Here is an 18,005-nt window from a genome sequence, read left to right as displayed (position 1 = left end):
CACTGTACGCAGACATCGCTCATCGATCCATCGTCATCCACAGTGGAGCCTGGGGCCCCGCATCCGTTACCATGCGGCTGCTTTTTTTGCGAAGCGGACAAGGACGATCATGGAATTTTTGCTCTATTTGCTGCTGGGCGCCTGTGCAGGCGTGCTGGCCGGGCTGTTTGGGGTGGGTGGCGGGATCATCATCGTGCCGGTGTTGGTGTTCAGCTTCACTTTGCAGGGTTTTGATGCGTCGGTGCTGACCCACCTGGCCGTCGGCACTTCGCTGGCCACCATCATATTCACCTCGATCAACGCGGTGCGTGAACACCAGCGCAAAGGCGCGGTGCGCTGGCCGATTTTTGCCTGGATGACCCTGGGGATCCTGCTCGGGGCCGGCTTCGGCGCGCTGACCGCCGAGGCGATCTCCGGTCCGCACCTGCAGAAGATCATTGGTGTGTTTGCCCTGGTGATCGCCGTGCAGATGGCCCTGGAGCTCAAGCCCAAGGCCAGTCGAACGGTTCCCGGCAAGTTCGGTCTGACCGTGGCCGGTAGCGTGATTGGCTGGGCCTCGGCGATCTTCGGGATTGGTGGCGGCTCGCTGACCGTGCCATTTCTGACCTGGCGCAGTGTGCCGATGCAGCAGGCCGTGGCGACGTCGTCCGCCTGCGGGTTGCCGATCGCCTTGGCAAGTGCATTAAGTTTCATGATTCTGGGCTGGCATGATCCCCTGTTGCCCGCTCATAGTCTGGGTTTCGTTTATTTGCCGGCGCTGCTGGGCATTGCCCTGACCAGCATGGTCTTCGCCCGCTTTGGCGCGCGACTGGCCCACCGGTTGTCGCCGCGATTGCTGAAAAGGCTGTTTGCCGCTTTGCTGCTGTGCGTGGGCACCAGTTTCCTGCTCTGAGGCAGGGCGCAATCCTGGCTTAATCTCGGCGTGGCAGGGTCGCGCCAGGAATTTTAGGTTTCAACTCTAACGAGGAGTCGCAATGCTGCCTTACCCGCAGATTGACCCGGTGGCCCTGGCCATTGGCCCGCTGAAAATCCACTGGTACGGCCTGATGTACCTGGTCGGCATCGGCGGTGCCTGGCTGTTGGCATCACGCAGGTTGAACCGCTTCGATCCGACCTGGACCAAGGAAAAACTCTCCGACATGGTCTTCTGGATGTCGATGGGCGTGATCATCGGCGGCCGCCTGGGGTATGTGCTGTTTTACGACCTGAGTGCCTACCTCGCCAACCCGACCTTGATTTTCGAGGTGTGGAAGGGCGGCATGTCGTTCCACGGTGGTTTCATCGGCGTGATGCTGGCGGCCTTGTGGTTCGGCAAAAAGAACGGCAAGTCGTTCTTCCAGCTAATGGACTTCGTCGCCCCGATGGTGCCAATCGGCCTGGGTGCCGGGCGGATCGGCAACTTCATCAACGCCGAGTTGTGGGGCAAGCCGACCGACGTGCCGTGGGCCATGGTCTTCCCGTCGTTCAGCGACCCGGCCCAGCTGGCGCGCCACCCGTCGCAGCTGTACCAGTTCGCCCTCGAAGGCGTGGCGTTGTTCGCCATCCTCTGGCTGTTCTCGCGCAAGCCGCGGCCGACCATGGCGGTCTCCGGGATGTTCGCGCTGTTCTACGGTATCTTCCGCTTTATCGTCGAGTTCTACCGCGTGCCGGACGCCCAGTTGGGCTACCTGGCGTGGAACTGGCTGACCATGGGCCAAGTATTGTGCATCCCGATGATCGTTGGCGGACTGTTCCTGATCTGGCTGGCCTATCACCGCGCACCCAAGGCACCGGCTGTCCCGGCCGCCTGACGCTTTATATTCGAAGCGCAGGGCCGCGAGCCCTGCCTTCAAGGACACAGGTAATACATGAAGCAATATCTCGATCTGGTCGCCCACGTCATCAAGAACGGCACCAAGCAAGCCAACCGCACCGGCGTCAACACCATCAGCTTCCCCGGTGCGATGCTGCGCTATGACCTGAAAGAAGGTTTTCCGGCGATCACCACCCGCAAGATGGCCTTCAAGTCGGCCATCGGCGAGATGTGCGGTTTTCTGCGCGGGGTCAACAACGCCGCCGAGTTCCGCGCCCTGGGCTGTAAGGTCTGGGACCAGAATGCCAACGAAAACGCGCAGTGGCTGGCCAACCCGTTCCGCCAGGGCGCAGACGACCTGGGCGAGATCTACGGTGTGCAATGGCGCAAGTGGCCGGCGTACAAGCAGATCCCCCTGAGCAACCCGGCCGCCATCGAGCAGACCCTGGCCCAGGGTTACCGGCAGATTGCCGAAGGCGAAGAAGACGGCCAGGCCTACGTGGTGCTGTACAAGGCCATCGACCAGGTTCGCCAGTGCGTCGATACCATCATCAAGGACCCGGGCAGCCGGCGTATCCTGTTCCACGGCTGGAACGTCGCCCAGCTCGATGAAATGGCCCTGCCGCCGTGCCACTTGCTGTACCAGTTCCACCCGAATGTCGAGACCAAAGAGATCTCTTTGACCCTCTACATCCGCTCCAACGACCTGGGCCTGGGCACGCCGTTCAACCTAACCGAAGGCGCCGCGTTGCTGAGCCTGATCGGTCGCCTGACCGGTTACACACCGCGCTGGTTCACCTATTTCATCGGCGATGCCCACGTCTACGAAAACCACCTGGACATGCTCAACGAACAGCTCAAGCGCGAGCCGTTCCCGATGCCGCACCTGAAAATCGCCGATCGTGTGCCGGAGTTCGCCAAGACAGGGGTGTACCAGCCGGAGTGGCTGGAACTGATCGAGCCGGGTGATTTCTCGCTGGAAGGTTACGAACACCACGCGCCGATGACCGCGCCAATGGCGGTCTGACAAGCAATACGCAACACCCCTGTGGGAGCGGGCTTGCCCGCGATGGGGCCGGCACAGCCAACATTTTTGGCCCCTGACCCACCGCCATCCCGGGCAAGCACGGTTCCACAGTGTTTTGTGGTGTTCCTAGTGGCCGTGGCTGCGGCCTACGTGGGAATGTTCGACTTCCGTTGCAACCACTCCACCACTCACTTCCAGGCGCTGCAAGATCCCGCACTGTTCGATATCCGGCCCTTCGCTGCAGCGTTGGCGCAGGTCGATGAGTTGCGCCTGCAGGGCGAGCAGGCCATCGATCCGAGCCTTGACGTGGTGGATGTGTTCGTCGATCAGCGCATTCACGCTTTCGCACTGATCCTGCGGACTGTCGCGCAGGCCCAGCAGGCTGCGGATTTCTTCGAGGGTCATGTCCAGGGTGCGGCAGTTGCGGATGAAGGTCAGGCGCTCGGCATGGGCCTGGGTGTAGACGCGGTAGTTGCCGTCGCTGCGGGCCGGTTCTGGCAGCAGGCCTTCACGCTCGTAGTAGCGGATGGTTTCGACGGCGCAATCGGTCAGTTTCGCCAGTTCTCCGATCTTCATCGCGACAATCTCCAAATGGGTGCTTGACCCTATAGTGGCTACAGGGTCTTTACTTGGCAACAGGCACCTACATGGACGCGACCTGATGAGCGATTCCCAGCACACCCACAAACCCGGTACTGCGCATGAGCACAATCATGGGGCAACACTTCAGCCGGTAAAAAAACACGACCACGCCAGCCACGCCGGCTCCTGCTGCTCCAGCGCCGCAGCGCCGGCACTGGTGCGGATCAGCGAGGCGCCCACCGACGGTGCGCGCCTGAGCCGTTTCCGCATCGAGGCCATGGACTGCCCGACGGAACAGACGCTGATCCAGAACAAGCTCGGTAAGCTGGCCGGCGTGCAGCAACTGGAGTTCAACCTGATCAACCGGGTGCTGGGCGTGACCCACGACCTGCCAAGCACGGCGCCAATCATCGAGGCGATCAAATCCATCGGCATGTTGGCCGAGCCGATCGAAGACGGCGCGCAGGCGGATGACAGTCGCGCGGCGCCGGTGAAAAAGCCCTGGTGGCCGCTGGCGCTCTCCGGCGTCACGGCACTGGCCGCCGAAGTGATCCACTTCACCAGCGCTGCGCCGACCTGGGTGGTGGCGCTGGTCGCGCTGGTGTCGATCCTCAGCGGCGGTCTGGGCACCTACAAAAAGGGCTGGATTGCCCTGAAGAACCTCAACCTGAACATCAACGCCCTGATGAGCATCGCAGTGACTGGCGCCGTGCTGATCGGCCAGTGGCCGGAAGCGGCGATGGTGATGTTCCTGTTTACCGTGGCCGAGTTGATCGAAGCCAAATCCCTCGACCGCGCGCGCAACGCCATCAGCGGCCTGATGCAGATGACCCCGGAACAGGTCACCGTGCAGCAGCCTGATGGTTCGTGGGTCGAACGAGAGGCTAAAAGTGTCGAACTGGGTGCGTTGGTGCGGGTCCGCCCGGGTGAGCGCATTGGTCTGGACGGCGAAGTAGTTGCCGGCAACTCGACCATTGACCAGGCGCCGATTACCGGGGAAAGCCTGCCAGTCGAGAAGACGCTGGGCGATAAGGTGTTTGCCGGCACCATCAACCAGGCCGGCGCGCTGGAGTACCGGGTGACCGCGGCCGCCAACAACTCGACCCTGGCGCGAATCATCCACGCCGTGGAAGAAGCCCAGGGCGCGCGTGCGCCGACCCAGCGTTTTGTCGACAGCTTCTCGAAAATCTATACCCCGGTGGTATTCGTCTTTGCCCTGGGCGTGGCGCTGATTCCACCGTTGTTCATGGGCGCGGCCTGGTTCGACTGGATTTACCGCGCGCTGGTGCTGCTGGTGGTGGCGTGCCCTTGTGCGCTGGTGATCTCCACGCCGGTAACCATCGTCAGCGGCCTGGCGGCGGCTGCGCGCAAAGGCATCCTGATCAAGGGTGGCGTGTACCTGGAGGGCGGCTACAAGCTCGACTTCCTGGCCCTGGACAAGACCGGCACCATCACCCATGGCAAGCCGGTGCAAACCGACTACCTGGCACTGGACCCCGCGGTCGAGAGCCGTGCTCAGGTGCTTGCCGCCAGCCTCGCCGGACGCTCCGACCACCCGGTATCGCTGGCCATCGCCAAGGCAGCTGTGGATAAACACTTGAGCCTGCTCGCTGTGGATAACTTCGCAGCCCTGGCCGGTCGCGGGGTGCGCGGCGAGATCGACGGCCAGGTCTACCACCTGGGTAATCATCGCCTGGTGGAAGAGCTGGGCTTGTGCTCGCCAGCGCTGGAAGAGCGACTCTTTGCCCTGGAAGAACAAGGCAAGACCGTGGTCCTGTTGCTGGATGCCTCGGGCCCGCTCGCCCTGTTTGCCGTCGCGGACACGGTCAAGGAGTCCAGCCGCGAGGCCATTGAGCAGTTGCACGCACTGGGGGTGAAAACCCTGATGCTGACCGGCGACAACCCGCATACGGCACGGGCGATTGCCGCCCAAGTGGGCATCGACCAGGCCCAGGGTGACTTGCTGCCGACCGACAAGCTCAAGGCGATCGAGGCCTTGTATGCCCAGGGGCACCGAGTCGGCATGGTCGGCGACGGGATCAACGACGCGCCCGCGCTGGCCCGGGCGGAGATCGGTTTTGCCATGGCGGCGGCCGGTACCGATACCGCCATCGAGACCGCTGATGTCGCCTTGATGGACGACGATCTGCGCAAGATTCCTGCGTTTATCCGCCTGTCTCGCCAGACTTCCCATATCCTCACGCAAAATATCGCCCTGGCCCTGGTCATCAAGGCGATCTTTCTTGGGGTAACCTTCTTCGGGCTGGCCACCATGTGGATGGCAGTGTTTGCCGACATGGGCGTGGCCCTGCTGGTGGTGTTCAACGGTCTGCGCCTGCTGCGCAAATAAATCAAGAGAGGCGGATGTGCTGAGTGCCGAGCTGAAGGCTTTTTACATGGTCGCGCGTTTGGGCAGTATTACCCTGGCGGCGAAAAAGCTCGGCCTGAGCCAACCTACGGTGACCACCCAGATTCGCCACCTGGAGAGCCAGTATTCGGTCGAGCTGTTCTACCGCGGCGGGCGCCGCCTGACCGTCAGCGAGGAGGGCGCGCGCCTGTTGCCCATGGTCAAGACGCTGCTGCAGCAGGAAGCCGACATCGAGTTTTTCCTGCGCAACAGTGGTCAGGTCCAGGGTGCATTGCGCATCGCGGCGACTGCGCCGTACTACATCCTCGACTTGGTGAAAACCTTCCGCGAGCGGCTGCCCCAGGTGGACGTTTCGGTGGAAATCGGCAACTCCCAGCAGGTTCTCGAAGCGTTGGAGGAGTACCGGGTGGACCTGGCCGCGTCCTCGCAACTGGTGGAAGACGCCCGCCTGATCCGCCGGGTGTTGGGCACCGACCCATTGGTGCTGGCCGTGCACCGCAACCATCCGCTGGCGGTGCACGATCACGTGCCGCTGAGCGCCTTGGCCGGGCATACCTTGTTAATGCGCGAGAGCGGCTCGACCACCCGCCGCCTGACCGAAGAATTGCTCGCCAGTGCCGGGGTGAGTTTTGGCCCCCTGCTGGAAATCGGCAGCCGCGAATCGATTCGTGAGGCGGTGCTGCGTAATATCGGCATCAGCATCATCGCCCGCCAGGAAGTGCCCCATGACCCGCAACTACGGGTGTTGAGCATCGAGAACGCGCCGCAGATCGCGGAATACCTGTATTGCCTCAAGGAGCGCAAGAACGCGCGGTTGCCGGCGGCGTTTCTTGGCTTGGCGCAGGAGATGGCCCCGGCCTGAGTTCTCCTGTGCCAGGGCTGCCTCATCGCGAGCGAGCGCTCCGACTTGGTTTGGTTTTGTGGGTGTATCCGTTGCTGCGGTAACGGCGGCTATTGGTTCCGCCCTTACGGCGGGTCACTTGGAAAAGCCCCAAGTAACCAAGGGCTCTTGCCCCTGACGTACGGCCCCTCGCTAAGGCTCGGGGTACCTTCGCTACGGTGCCCATCAGGGGGCATCGCCTCCGGTTTGCTTCGCTGCACCTCCTCTCGATGTATGCGGCTTCGCCGCACGGCGCTACGCGCCTCCCCCCAGATGGACACCTTCGCTCAGCCTGCCGATGGGGCGGGTGGATGAAGAGCAAAAGCACGGCGACCTGCCGGTCGGCCTGAGTGGTAAGGGCGGGCGAGGCGGCCTACCGGCCGGCCTGCTTTTTTCTGGTGTTCACTACCCTGTGGGAGCGAGCTTGCTCGCGATGGCGATTTGCGCCACACCACAAATCTCGGCGTGTACAACTCTCCTCTGTGGGAGCGAGCCGGGCGGCGCTCCGTTTGATCGCGATGGCTGCCTCACTTGAACCAAAATCCCCCAATACCACTATCAGTGGTTTTTGCCTCACTGCCACACGAACTACGCATTCGCTCCCTAGGATGGCCGACATCTGCTTGATGAGGTCCGTCCATGAACCACTCGAATGCAACTGCCCAGGTATTTCCCGGCACCCCGATGAAGGTGCGCGGTATCGAGAAGCGCTTCGGCGCATTCACCGCGCTGGATAATGTGTCGCTGGACGTGCAGGCCGGTGAGCTGGTGTGCCTGCTCGGCCCCTCGGGCTGCGGCAAGACCACCTTGTTGCGCTGCATTGCCGGCCTGGAGCGCCAGGATCGCGGCGAGTTGTACCTGGGTGATCGTGACGTATCCCTACTGGCCCCACAGGCGCGGGACTACGGGATTCTGTTTCAGTCCTACGCGCTGTTCCCCAACCTCAGCGTCGAAGCCAACATTGCCTACGGCCTGGCCGGCAGTGGCCGCGAGCAAGTGCGTCAGCGGGTGGCGCAGATGCTTGAGCTGGTGGGCCTGACCGGCAGCGAAAAGAAATACCCCGGCCAGTTGTCTGGCGGCCAGCAACAGCGCGTGGCGCTGGCTCGGGCCCTGGCGCCGGCACCTTCACTGTTGCTGCTGGACGAGCCGATGTCGGCCCTCGATGCCCGGGTTCGCGAGCATCTGTGCACTGAGTTGCGCCAGCTGCAGCGCAGCCTGGGCATCACCACCCTGATGGTGACCCACAACCAGGACGAGGCCATGCTGATGGCCGACCGCATTGCCGTGATGAACAACGGCAAGGTCGAGCAGTACGCCACCCCGCAGGAAATCTATAACCGCCCGGCTACCCCATTCGTTGCCGAGTTCGTCGGCCAGGGCAACTGGTTGCCGTTCCAGCGCAGCAGTGACAGCCACGCCCAGGTCGGCGGGATGCCCGTGCGCCTGGCCGATAACAGCGGCAAGGCCGCGTCCGGCCTGCTGTTCTGTCGCCCGGAAGCCGTCAGCGTCAACCCGCTGGTGCATGAGGAAAACCTGTTCCCGGCCAAGGTGCGCGAGATCACCTTCCTGGGCAATCGCTGCCGCATGAGCTTTGAGCTCAACCACCTGCCGGGCCATGCGTTGCTCGCCGAACTGGCGCCCGAAGCCATGCCGCGCCTCGGTGCCCAGGACATCATGGTCGCCTTGCCTCCGCGCAGCCTGCAGGTGTTTGCCTGATGAGCACGCAGATGGCCCTGCCGATTCCGCACAAGCAGGTTCGGCAGACTTCCCGAGCCCAGATCGGCGATCGGATTTTTGTGCTCGGCGGCAAGGTCCTGCTCCTGTGCCTGCTCAGCGTCGCGGTGTTGATGCCGTTGCTGGCGATCTTCTGGCGCGGCTTCAGCAACGATGCCGGGCAGGGCGGTGGCCTGGTCGCCGCCCGCGAGCTGCTGACCAGCGCCAACTTTCACTGGTTGCTCGGCAACAGCTTGAAAGTGTCCCTCAGCGTCGCGGCCATCGTGGTCCCGCTGGCCTACCTGTTTGCCTACGCCCTGCAACGCACGTTGATTCCCGGCAAGCCTATCTGGCGCGGCCTGTCGCTGCTGCCGCTGATGGCGCCGTCGATGCTGCCGGGTATTGCGCTGGTCTACCTGTTCGGTAACCAGGGCCTGTTGCGTGGGCTGCTGTCGGACAATATCTACGGTTTTTGGGGCATCGTGCTGGGCGAGGTGATCTACACCTTTCCCCATGCCTTGATGATCCTGCTGTCGGCGCTGTCCCTGGCGGATGCGCGGCTGTTCGACGCTGCTTCGAGCATGGGTGCCAGTCCGTCCAGGGCCTTTCGCAGCATCACCTGGCCGGCGACCCGCCAGGCCGTGTTCGCCGCGTTCTGCCTGGTGTTCACCCTGACCATCACCGACTTCGGCGTACCGGTGGTGGTCGGTGGCGACTATCAGGTGTTGGCGCTGGAAGCCTACAAGGCGGTGGTCGGTCAGCAGCAATTCGGTCGCGGTGCGCTGATCGGTATGGTCCTGTTGGTGCCGGCACTGCTCAGCTTTGCGGTCGATGCCTGGTTGCGTCGCCGCCATGGCGACTCCATGAGCGGCCGGGCGCAAGTCTTCCAACCGGCGCCTTCGCGGCTGCGTGATGGCTGTTACCTGGGCATCGTGCTGGTGATCTGCGCTGTGCTGTTGCTGGTGTTCGGCATGGCGGTGTACTCCTCGCTGGTGAAATTCTGGCCGTACAACCTGTCGTTGTCGCTCAAGCACTATCAGTTTGGCGACACCGCCGGTGGTGGCTGGCTGGCCTACGGCAATAGCGTGAAGATGGCCCTGTGCACGGCGTTGATCGGCAGCGGGCTGATTTTCACCGGCGCCTACCTGATGGAAAAAACCCGTGGCCAGCGTGGCCTGAACCTGGCGCTGCGCATGCTCAGCTTCGTGCCGATGGCGGTGCCGGGGCTGGTCCTGGGCCTGGGCTACGTATTCTTCTTCAACCTCAACGGCAACCCGCTGCATGTGTTCTACGGCACCATGACCTTGCTGGTGGTGTGCACCATTGCGCACTACCTGACGACCGCCCAAATGACCGCCACCACCGCGCTGCGCCAGCTCGACGCGGAGTTCGAAGCCGCCGCGCTGTCGCTCAAGGCGCCGCTGTACCGCCACTACCTGCGCGTCACCGTGCCGATCTGCCTGCCGGCGTTGCTGGACATCGTGCGCTACCTGTTCGTCTCGGCCATGACCACCGTCTCGGCGGCAATCTTCCTTTACAGCCCCGACACCATCCTTGCGGCGGTGGCGGTACTGAACATGGATGACGCCGGCAACGTCGGCGGCGCGGCCGCCATGTCGACCCTGATCCTGTTCACCTCGGCGGGCGTGTCCTTGCTCCTGGCCTGGGCTTCGCGCGGTTTGCTGCGGCGCTCCCAGGCCTGGCGCCAGACCGCGCCCGGCAACTGAATCGACCCAACCCACAACCCTCTGATCCGCACCTGAAAGGAACCGCACCATGTTCAAGCCCTTGGCTCTAGCCGCTGCTGTCCTCACTGCTTTCAGCATGAACGCCTTCGCGGCGAAAACCGAACTGACTGTCTACACCGCACTGGAAGCCGAACAGCTGAAAACCTACAAGCAGGCGTTCGAAGCGGCCAACCCGGATGTCGAGATCAAGTGGGTACGTGACTCCACCGGCATCATCACCGCCAAGCTGCTGGCGGAAAAAGCCCGTCCGCAGGCGGATGCAGTCTGGGGCCTGGCGGCGTCGAGCCTGGCGATCCTCGATCAGCAAGGCATGCTGCAAAGCTACGCGCCGAAGGAGCTGGGCAAGATCGGCGGCAACTACCGCGATGCCGCCAACCCGCCAGCCTGGGTGGGCATGGACGTGTGGGCCGCGACCATCTGCTTCAACACCGTGGAAGCCGAGAAGCAGGGCCTGAGCAAGCCGGTGAGCTGGCAGGACCTGACCAAGCCTGAATACAAAGGCAAGATCGTCATGCCCAACCCGGCGTCCTCGGGTACCGGTTTCCTTGACGTCAGCGCCTGGCTGCAGACCTTTGGCGAGAAGCAGGGCTGGCAGTACATGGACGACCTGCACCAGAACATCGGCCAGTACGTTCACTCCGGTTCCAAGCCCTGCAAGCTGGCGGCGGCCGGGGAATTCCCGATCGGCATTTCCTTCGAATACCCGGCCGTGCAGTTGAAGCGCCAGGGCGCACCGCTGGACATCGTCCTGCCGAAAGAGGGCCTGGGCTGGGAAATCGAAGCCACCGCGGTCATCAAGGGCACGCCCCATGGAGAGGCTGCGAAGAAACTCGCCGACTTCTCTGCAAGCACCGCGGCAATGGAGCTGTACAAGGAAAACTTCGCCGTGCTCGCCCAGCCTGGCATCGCCAAGCCGCAGACCGAACTGCCGGCCGACTACGAGCAGCGCCTGATCAAGAACGACTTCGCCTGGGCCTCGAAAAACCGCGATGAGATCCTGACCGAGTGGCGCAAGCGGTATGACGGCAAGTCCGAGAAAGTGGCAGCCAAGTAAGCTCTCTATTGGCTGAGGGGCCCTATCGCAGGCAAGCGGAGCGCCGCCCGGCCCGCTCCCACATTGGAAGGCGTCCTCTGTAGGAGCGGGCCGGGCGGCGCTCCGCTTGCCTGCGAAGGCGGCTTTGAATTCAGGACATCTTTTAATGACACAACACAACGACCTGCTGATCGTCGGCGCCGGCATTCTCGGTTTGTCTCACGCCTATGCTGCCGCCAAACGTGGCCTCAAGGTCAGGGTCTTCGAGCGCAGCGCCACGCCTTTGGGCGCCTCGGTGCGCAACTTTGGCCAGGCGTTGGTCACCGGCCAGCCGCCCGGCCAAATGCTCGAGCTGGCCAAGGCCAGTCGCGAGATCTGGGGCCAATGGGCGCAGCTTGCCGGTTTGCAGCTCAAGCGCAACGGCTCCTATTTGTTTGCCCGCACCGAAGCTGAAGAGCAGCTGTTATCAGCCTTCTGCGAAGGCCGCGCGATCGAGCACGGTTACCGCGTCGAACTGCTGCGCGGCGCGGCATTGCGTGACCTGTATGGCGGCCAGTTCAGCCATCACCGCGCGGCGTTGCATGGCCTGGACGATCAGCAACTGTATTCCCGCGAGGCCATCCCGGCCTTGATCGACTACCTGCGTCGGGAGTTGGCGGTCGAGTTCCACTTCTCGACCCTGGTGCGCGACGTCGAACCCGGGCGGGTGCACAGCACTGCAGGCAGCTTCAGTGGCGAGCAGATCATTGTCTGCTCCGGTCACGACTATCAAACCCTGCTGGCCGAGTCCATTGCCGCGCTCAAGCCACAGGTCTGTCGCTTGCAAATGCTCCGCGCCCGGCCGCTGATCGACCTCAACCTGCAACACGCCTTGCTCACCGGATTGAGCTGCGTGCACTACGGCGCTTTCGCCGACTTGCCGCAAGCGCAGGCCGTGCAGGCGCAGATCCTGAGTGAGACCCCGCACCTGCATGAACAGGGCATTCACCTGTTGATCAGCCCGACACCCCATGGCGAACTGATCATCGGCGACTCCCACCATTACGGCAGCGATCCGTCGCCGTTCAATGCCGAGCAGGTGGATGACTGGATGCTCGAACTGGCCGAGCAGACCCTGGGTTGCAAGGTGCAGGTGGTCGAGCGCTGGCAGGGCGTCTATGGTGCTCAAGGGCCTACGCCCTTTTCGTTTCTGCAGGCCGCACCCGGCGTGCATGCGGCGTTGATGCACACCGGTGTGGGCATGAGTGTCGGGCCGGCGATGGCCGAACGTAATCTCAAGGCGATATTGGGGGAGCACTGATGGATCGCAATGAGCAGGTGATTGCCGAGGTGTTCGGCTTGTACGAGCGCTTCGGTGCCAGTGACTACATCGGCGAGCCGGTGTCGCAGATCGAGCACATGTCCCAGGCTGCCGAACTGGCCATGGCCGAGGGCTTCGACGATGAAGTAGTGTTGGCGGCGTTCTTCCACGATATCGGGCACATCTGCACCGAAAATGCCGAGAACATGGGCGGCTTCGGGGTGGTCAGCCACGAACGCCTCGGCGCCGACTACCTGCGTCGCCTGGGTTTTGGTGAGCGCATGGCGCGGTTGGTGGAGTATCACGTGCAAGCCAAGCGTTACCTGACGCTGACCGAGCCTGGGTACTACGAGCGCCTGAGCGAAGCCAGCCGTCGCACGCTGGAATATCAGGGCGGGGTGATGACACCCGCCGAAGCCGAAGCGTTCAAGCAGGACCCATTGTGCGCTGTCAGTTTGCGCATGCGCCAGTGGGATGAGCAGGCGAAGGAGATGCGGGTGCCGGTAGTCGACCTGGACGTTTTAAAGGGGAAGGCGTTGCAGTTACTGGCAGCTGCTACAGGTTTTGGCCAATGCGCAGAGGTTATTCCCCGATCACCTTCTGCGCCAAAAGCTCCACCTGCTCCTGGCGCTCGGCCTGGCTCAACTTGCCATGGGGATTGAGCGACGACCATTGTGGATGCGCCCGGGCTTTGTTCAAGGCTTCGGGCAGCTTACCTTCGCGCCAGCCTTTATCCTGCGGCGTATCCACCTTGATGCTGTCCATCGCGGCATGCCCGCGCTGGTCGAGGGCCAGCACCAGTTGGCGCTGGCGCAGTGCCAATAGGCGCAACACGCTGTCATCGACTGTCAATTCGCGTTGTCCCTTGATCTTGCCCAGCAAACGACTGCCATAACTGCGTGCGGTTTGCAGGGCGCCGCCGGCAATCGCGCCAGCCAATGCTGCTGCGCCGAGGGTCAGGCCGCCCACCAGCAGGTCGACGCCTGCCCCGGCCGCCGCTCCTGCGGCGATCCCGCTACCGACTCGCACTCCCAGTTGCTTGAGGGTTTCGGGGTTGAACAAATCATCGCCCCAGCGTCCGTCCAGCAGCGGCAAATCGCTGGCCGCCGCGTCCTGCGGGCGGAAGGCGTAGAGCTTGAGCAGCGCTTCGACGCAGCGCTGTTCGCGCTGGCGTACGGCTTTGCGCAGGTCACTGATGGCCTGCTGTTCCTGCCCGGCGTCACTGGCCACGCTGCGGCGGCAGGCGGCGCAGTCGATCAGCAGTTCAGCGATCAAGCGGGCGGCACTTTGCTGGCGCGCCAGGCGTTGCGCCTGCTGGTCGGCGATCAGGCGCTCCAGTTGCCCGCGCGAGTTCTCCAGCATCAGCGCCAGGCTTTCATACAGCCGGCGTTCGCCGTCTTCCGGCGGCGCGACACTGTCAAAGCGCACCAGCGCATGCAGCCCCAGGCGCGCCAGGGCTTCACGCCAATCCGGTTCGCGATGGTCGGCGCTGCTGACGAAATTCAGCACCGGCAGCAGCGGCTTGCCGCAGCTGGCCAGCACCTGCAGTTCGTCGCGGTACTTGGCCAGTACCGGTTCGCGGGCATCGATCACATACAGCCCGGCGTCGGATGCCAGCAGTTGGCGCAGCACCTTGGCTTCCTGCTCAAAGCGCTGGCGCGCCTCGCTGCCGTCGAGGAAACGCGCCAGGCGCTCAGGGCCGTCGAGGCGTTCGCCGGGGCGCTCCAGGTGTTCGAGGTAGTCGAGCAGGGCGATCGCGTCTTCCAGGCCGGGCGTGTCGTAGAGCTCCAGCAGGGCCTGGCCATCGACCGACAAACGCGCGCCTTCGACATGCCGGGTGGTGCTGGGGCGATGGGACACTTCGCCAAAGCCGACATCCCGGGTCAGGGTGCGCAACAAGGAGGTTTTGCCGACGTTGGTGTGGCCGACTACGGCGAGCTTCAGCGGTTTTGGTTGAGCATCAGTCATGACCCGACTCCAGCCAGTTCATCGGTGCGCAATCGGCGAAGGGCAAGCCCAATTGCTGCAGGGCGGCATGCCAGTCCCCCAGGCGGTCGGCGTCCAACGCCTGGCCGGGCGGTGCCTGCAGCAGCCAGACACGGGTGGCGCTGGCGCTCTGGGCCAGTTCGGCGATCAGCGCCAGGCTGCCGCGATCCGGAGAGCGCCGGGGGTCGCACGCGATCAGCAGGCGGGCTGGCGGGAAGCGGGTCAGTTGTTCGAGAAGCTTTTGCCGCGACTCGCGGCTGTCGAGGATCCCGGCATCCTTGACGTTCTTCGCCAGGGCCGGCGGCCACGGGCGCTGGTCGTCCAGCTCGATGGCCACCAGCAGCGCGCCGTCACTGTGCAGGGCGCTGCTCGCGCTTTCGACCTGATGCAGGCGCTCTGGCGCGGCATCGCTGACACCAAGGCGCTCGCTGCTGGGCATCAGGCGTTCACGCAATTGGGCGTAGCCGGGCAATTTCAGGTCCAGTTGCAAGCCCGCGCGGCCACGGTTCCAGCGCCACAGGCACAGCAGGGTCAGCAGCAGGCGCGGTAATGCACCGTACACCAGCACCACGCCGACCAGCCAGCCGGCCCAGGCTTGGCGGGCGCTTTCAAGGTTCAGGGCGGCGTCACCGCTGGCGCGGATCATTTCTTCGGTAGGCACGCTGAACCCCAGCAGCGCAGGCAGAGCACCGAGGGCCTGGGTCAGGGCGACGAAGGTTTCACCGCTGAGGATGGTGGTCTCCCAGACAAACCCATAGCGCCGGGTCGCCATCAGCGTCAGGACCATGACCAGCGCACTGAGCATCACCACCAGCCACAGGCCATTGACCAGCAGGCCCAGCAACCAGCGATTGAGTTTGTGCCGTTGTAGCAACAGCAGCAGGGCCGGCGCCAGGTGGGCGGCCTTGGCATCGCGGGCGAGTTTTTCACTGAGCCACAGCCACAGGCGCCCGAGGGTGGCGCCGTAGTCGGCGGCGAGGATCAGCCCCGAGGCCCAACTGAGCAGCAGAATCAGGTTCAGCCCGAGCAGGCTGCCCAGGGCCCAGAACACATTGACCGGAGCCTGGCCATCGCCCAGGGCGGCAAATGCCAGGCCGGCGCCACTGAGGATCGCCAGCACGGCCAGGACCAGCAGTGCCAGGCGCGCGCCTTGTAGCCAATGGCGCAGGGCCGCGGTCAGGCCATCGCGTTCGGCCAGCCAGTGTGCACGGGCCTGGATGCGGCTGGGCAGGTCGCCACCGGCATTGCGGGCCAGGCGGTTGGCTTGCGAATCCTCCAGGGCGCCGGCGTGTTCCTCGCGCAGACGGATGGTTTCGGTCAGCCAGAGTGTGTGCAGATCAGTCACGCGTCATCCCGTCGCTTAAGTGAGTGCTGAGCATAACCGCTGTGGCGCTTATCGGGGAAAGCGAGGCTCTGGTATCCTCCTCGCCATGAAAAAAACACTCCCCCTCAGCCTGATCGCAGCCCTCGGTGAAAACCGCGTGATCGGCGTCGACAACAGCATGCCCTGGCACTTGCCGGGGGATTTCAAATACTTCAAGGCCACTACCCTGGGCAAGCCGATCATCATGGGTCGCAAGACCTGGGATTCTCTCGGTCGCCCGCTGCCGGGGCGGTTGAACATCGTGGTCAGTCGCCAGGCCGACTTGCAGCTGGAGGGCGCCGAGGTCTATCCGTCGCTGGAGGCCGCCGTCGAGCGAGCGCAGGAGTGGGCGCTGGAACAAGGTGTCGATGAGCTGATGCTGATTGGCGGTGCGCAACTGTATGCGCAAGGATTGGCCCAGGCCGATCGGCTGTACCTGACCCGCGTGGCGCTGAGCCCCGAGGGTGATGCGTGGTTTCCGCAGTTTGAGTTGAACCAGTGGAAGCTGGTGTCGAATGTGCCGAATCCGGCCGAAGGCGACAAGCCGGCGTACAGCTTCGAAATCTGGGAAAAAGCCTAAAAGCATCGCGGGCAAGCCCGCTCCCACATGGGTCTTGGTCGAACACAAATATGTGTTCACCGCAGATCCCTGTGGGAGCGGGCTTGCCCGCGATGAGGCCCGCTCAGCCGCTCAAAGACTCAAGCGTGCGCCAACTCCTCATGCTCATCAGCCAGCAGCACGTCTTTATCCGTCTGCTGCATGATCTGGCTGGTAATCGCCCCGGCTGTCATCGAACCACTGACGTTCAACGCCGTGCGGCCCATGTCGATCAGCGGCTCGACGGAAATCAGCAACGCCACCAAAGACACCGGCAAACCCATGGCCGGCAACACGATCAGCGCGGCGAAGGTTGCGCCACCGCCGACCCCGGCCACCCCGGCCGAACTCAAGGTCACAATCGCCACCAACGTCGCGATCCACAGCGGGTCGAGCGGGTTGATGCCCACGGTCGGGGCGACCATCACCGCCAACATCGCCGGATAGAGACCAGCGCAGCCGTTCTGGCCAATGGTGGCGCCAAACGAAGCGGCGAAGCTGGCGATCGACTGCGGAATCCCCAGGCGGCGGGTTTGCGCTTCGATGCTCAGCGGGATGCTCGCGGCGCTGGAGCGGCTGGTGAAGGCGAAGGTCAGTACCGGCCAGACCTTGCGGAAAAAGCGCAGCGGGTTGATCCCGGCCAGCGCCACCAGCAGGCCGTGGACTACAAACATCAGGCCCAGGCCCAGGTACGACACCACCACAAAACTGCCGAGCTTGATGATGTCCTGCAGGTTGGAACCGGCGACCACTTTGGTCATCAGCGCCAGCACACCGTAGGGGGTCAACTTCATCACCAGGCGTACCAGGCGCATCACCCAGGCTTGCAGGGTGTCGATGGCGTTGATCACTTTCTGACCTTTTTCCACGTCATCCTTGAGCAGTTGCAGGGCTGCAATACCGAGGAAGGCGGCAAAAATCACCACGCTGATGATCGACGTCGGCTTGGCCCGGGCCAGGTCGGCGAACGGGTTCTGCGGGATGAACGACAGCAGCAACTGCGGCACATTCAGGTCGGCAACCTTGCCCGCGTAGTCGCTCTGGATCGTTTGCAGGCGCGCCATTTCCTGGGTGCCGGCCACCAGGCCTTCGGCGGTCAGGCCGAACAGGTTGGTCAGGCCGATGCCGATCAGCGCCGCGATAGCGGTGGTGAACAGCAGGGTGCCGATCGTCAGGAAGCTGATCTTGCCCAGGGAGGACGCGTTGTGCAGCCTGGCAACAGCACTGAGGATCGAAGCAAATACCAGGGGGATCACGATCATTTGCAGCAATTGCACGTAACCGTTACCCACCAGGTCGAACCAGCTGATGGAGGCTTTGAGCACTGGATTGCCTGCACCGTAAATCGTGTGCAAGGCCACGCCAAACGCCACGCCCATGGCCAGTGCCAGCAGCACTTTCTTGGCCAGGCTCCAGGTGGTGTGGCGGGTTTGTGCCAGGCCAAACAGCAAGGCCAGGAACACCAGCAGATTGAGGATCAGCGGCAGATTCATCGAGACTCCAAAAAAGACTTGTGCCAATCGCCTCGCGGGGCAATTGCGAACCGGCAAGCCTAACAGCTTGAAATCTATTGAATTAATATCAAAAACGCATGGTGACTGTCGTTTTTGGAATA

General features: G+C 63.4%; 14 protein-coding genes and 1 pseudogene. 11 read left to right on the top strand and 4 right to left on the bottom strand.

Annotated features, from left to right (window positions below):
• Positions 1 to 109: 109 nt before the first annotated feature.
• The 3 genes from CKW24_RS01035 to CKW24_RS01025 all read left to right on the top strand — a co-directional run bounded on the left by CKW24_RS01035 (position 110) and on the right by CKW24_RS01025 (position 2,819).
• The gene (locus tag CKW24_RS01035) at positions 110 to 892 is read left to right on the top strand and encodes a sulfite exporter TauE/SafE family protein (RefSeq protein WP_095164642.1); all 783 of its coding nucleotides are present in this window, start codon (positions 110 to 112) and stop codon (positions 890 to 892) included.
• An 82-nt stretch (positions 893 to 974) separates the two neighbouring features.
• Positions 975 to 1,790 (top strand): prolipoprotein diacylglyceryl transferase, encoded by an 816-nt coding sequence (gene lgt, locus CKW24_RS01030; RefSeq protein ID WP_095164640.1) that lies wholly within the window; start codon positions 975 to 977, stop codon positions 1,788 to 1,790.
• Between the two features lie 57 nt (positions 1,791 to 1,847).
• Positions 1,848 to 2,819, top strand: a complete 972-nt coding sequence (locus CKW24_RS01025) for a thymidylate synthase (RefSeq protein ID WP_095164639.1) — start codon at positions 1,848 to 1,850, stop codon at positions 2,817 to 2,819.
• Between the two features lie 126 nt (positions 2,820 to 2,945).
• On the opposite strand, the gene cadR is transcribed toward CKW24_RS01025, so the two are convergent.
• Entirely contained in the window at positions 2,946 to 3,395 is a 450-nt protein-coding gene (gene cadR, locus CKW24_RS01020; protein ID WP_095164637.1) for a Cd(II)/Pb(II)-responsive transcriptional regulator, read from the bottom strand.
• An 85-nt stretch (positions 3,396 to 3,480) separates the two neighbouring features.
• Between cadR and CKW24_RS01015 the strand changes: the two genes are divergently transcribed.
• From CKW24_RS01015 to CKW24_RS00985, 7 genes and pseudogenes are all read left to right on the top strand, one after another.
• On the top strand, positions 3,481 to 5,751 hold the full coding sequence (locus CKW24_RS01015; protein ID WP_095164635.1) for a heavy metal translocating P-type ATPase: 2,271 nt from the start codon (positions 3,481 to 3,483) through the stop codon (positions 5,749 to 5,751).
• A 16-nt stretch (positions 5,752 to 5,767) separates the two neighbouring features.
• On the top strand, positions 5,768 to 6,631 hold the full coding sequence (locus tag CKW24_RS01010) for a LysR family transcriptional regulator (protein WP_095164633.1): 864 nt from the start codon (positions 5,768 to 5,770) through the stop codon (positions 6,629 to 6,631).
• A gap of 657 nt (positions 6,632 to 7,288) precedes the next feature.
• The gene (locus CKW24_RS01005) at positions 7,289 to 8,365 is read left to right on the top strand and encodes a putative 2-aminoethylphosphonate ABC transporter ATP-binding protein (RefSeq protein ID WP_095164630.1); all 1,077 of its coding nucleotides are present in this window, start codon (positions 7,289 to 7,291) and stop codon (positions 8,363 to 8,365) included.
• Complete coding sequence (locus CKW24_RS01000; RefSeq protein WP_095164628.1) at positions 8,365 to 10,089, top strand: putative 2-aminoethylphosphonate ABC transporter permease subunit; 1,725 nt, start codon at positions 8,365 to 8,367, stop codon at positions 10,087 to 10,089. The genes CKW24_RS01005 and CKW24_RS01000 overlap by 1 nt, the downstream gene beginning before the upstream one ends.
• A gap of 49 nt (positions 10,090 to 10,138) precedes the next feature.
• Positions 10,139 to 11,164 (top strand): putative 2-aminoethylphosphonate ABC transporter substrate-binding protein, encoded by a 1,026-nt coding sequence (locus tag CKW24_RS00995; RefSeq protein ID WP_095164626.1) that lies wholly within the window; start codon positions 10,139 to 10,141, stop codon positions 11,162 to 11,164.
• Positions 11,165 to 11,309: 145 nt separating this feature from the next.
• Entirely contained in the window at positions 11,310 to 12,443 is a 1,134-nt protein-coding gene (locus tag CKW24_RS00990) for a TIGR03364 family FAD-dependent oxidoreductase (protein WP_095164624.1), read from the top strand.
• A pseudogene (locus CKW24_RS00985) lies at positions 12,443 to 12,997 on the top strand (phosphonate degradation HD-domain oxygenase); the annotation flags it as partial. The gene CKW24_RS00990 and the pseudogene CKW24_RS00985, both read left to right, overlap by 1 nt.
• Positions 12,998 to 13,025: 28 nt before the next feature.
• Here the strand turns inward: CKW24_RS00985 and CKW24_RS00980 are convergent.
• Together CKW24_RS00980 and CKW24_RS00975 are read right to left on the bottom strand one after the other, a co-directional pair.
• Positions 13,026 to 14,411, bottom strand: a complete 1,386-nt coding sequence (locus CKW24_RS00980; protein ID WP_095164620.1) for a DUF3482 domain-containing protein — start codon at positions 14,409 to 14,411, stop codon at positions 13,026 to 13,028.
• Positions 14,404 to 15,774: a DUF2868 domain-containing protein gene (locus tag CKW24_RS00975; RefSeq protein ID WP_095164619.1), complete on the bottom strand. Its 1,371-nt coding sequence runs from the start codon at positions 15,772 to 15,774 to the stop codon at positions 14,404 to 14,406. The genes CKW24_RS00980 and CKW24_RS00975 overlap by 8 nt, the downstream gene beginning before the upstream one ends.
• Before the next feature lie 85 nt (positions 15,775 to 15,859).
• Between CKW24_RS00975 and CKW24_RS00970 the strand changes: the two genes are divergently transcribed.
• A complete protein-coding gene (locus CKW24_RS00970) occupies positions 15,860 to 16,372 on the top strand; it encodes a dihydrofolate reductase (protein WP_095164617.1) in 513 nt (170 codons plus the stop codon).
• A gap of 119 nt (positions 16,373 to 16,491) precedes the next feature.
• Here the strand turns inward: CKW24_RS00970 and CKW24_RS00965 are convergent, their stop codons facing one another.
• Positions 16,492 to 17,883 carry an L-cystine transporter gene (locus CKW24_RS00965; protein ID WP_095164615.1) on the bottom strand — a complete coding sequence of 464 codons (1,392 nt, stop codon included), beginning with the start codon at positions 17,881 to 17,883 and terminating at the stop codon, positions 16,492 to 16,494.
• Positions 17,884 to 18,005 lie beyond the last annotated feature (122 nt).

Source organism: Pseudomonas sp. Irchel 3H3 (assembly GCF_900187635.1).
Classification (GTDB): domain Bacteria; phylum Pseudomonadota; class Gammaproteobacteria; order Pseudomonadales; family Pseudomonadaceae; genus Aquipseudomonas.
Note: the sequence above shows the minus strand (reverse complement) of the source record. Positions and strands in the feature narration are given on the sequence as shown.

Excerpts from the sequence above, each read along its gene's own strand:
- CKW24_RS01035 (WP_095164642.1), top strand. The coding sequence starts at position 110 with ATGGAATTTTTGCTCTATTTGCTGCTGGGCGCCTGTGCAGGCGTGCTG.
- lgt (WP_095164640.1), top strand. The coding sequence starts at position 975 with ATGCTGCCTTACCCGCAGATTGACCCGGTGGCCCTGGCCATTGGCCCG.
- CKW24_RS01025 (WP_095164639.1), top strand. The coding sequence starts at position 1,848 with ATGAAGCAATATCTCGATCTGGTCGCCCACGTCATCAAGAACGGCACC.
- cadR (WP_095164637.1), bottom strand. The coding sequence starts at position 3,395 with ATGAAGATCGGAGAACTGGCGAAACTGACCGATTGCGCCGTCGAAACC.
- CKW24_RS01015 (WP_095164635.1), top strand. The coding sequence starts at position 3,481 with ATGAGCGATTCCCAGCACACCCACAAACCCGGTACTGCGCATGAGCAC.
- CKW24_RS01005 (WP_095164630.1), top strand. The coding sequence starts at position 7,289 with ATGAACCACTCGAATGCAACTGCCCAGGTATTTCCCGGCACCCCGATG.
- CKW24_RS01000 (WP_095164628.1), top strand. The coding sequence starts at position 8,365 with ATGAGCACGCAGATGGCCCTGCCGATTCCGCACAAGCAGGTTCGGCAG.
- CKW24_RS00995 (WP_095164626.1), top strand. The coding sequence starts at position 10,139 with ATGTTCAAGCCCTTGGCTCTAGCCGCTGCTGTCCTCACTGCTTTCAGC.
- CKW24_RS00990 (WP_095164624.1), top strand. The coding sequence starts at position 11,310 with ATGACACAACACAACGACCTGCTGATCGTCGGCGCCGGCATTCTCGGT.
- CKW24_RS00980 (WP_095164620.1), bottom strand. The coding sequence starts at position 14,411 with ATGACTGATGCTCAACCAAAACCGCTGAAGCTCGCCGTAGTCGGCCAC.
- CKW24_RS00970 (WP_095164617.1), top strand. The coding sequence starts at position 15,860 with ATGAAAAAAACACTCCCCCTCAGCCTGATCGCAGCCCTCGGTGAAAAC.
- CKW24_RS00965 (WP_095164615.1), bottom strand. The coding sequence starts at position 17,883 with ATGAATCTGCCGCTGATCCTCAATCTGCTGGTGTTCCTGGCCTTGCTG.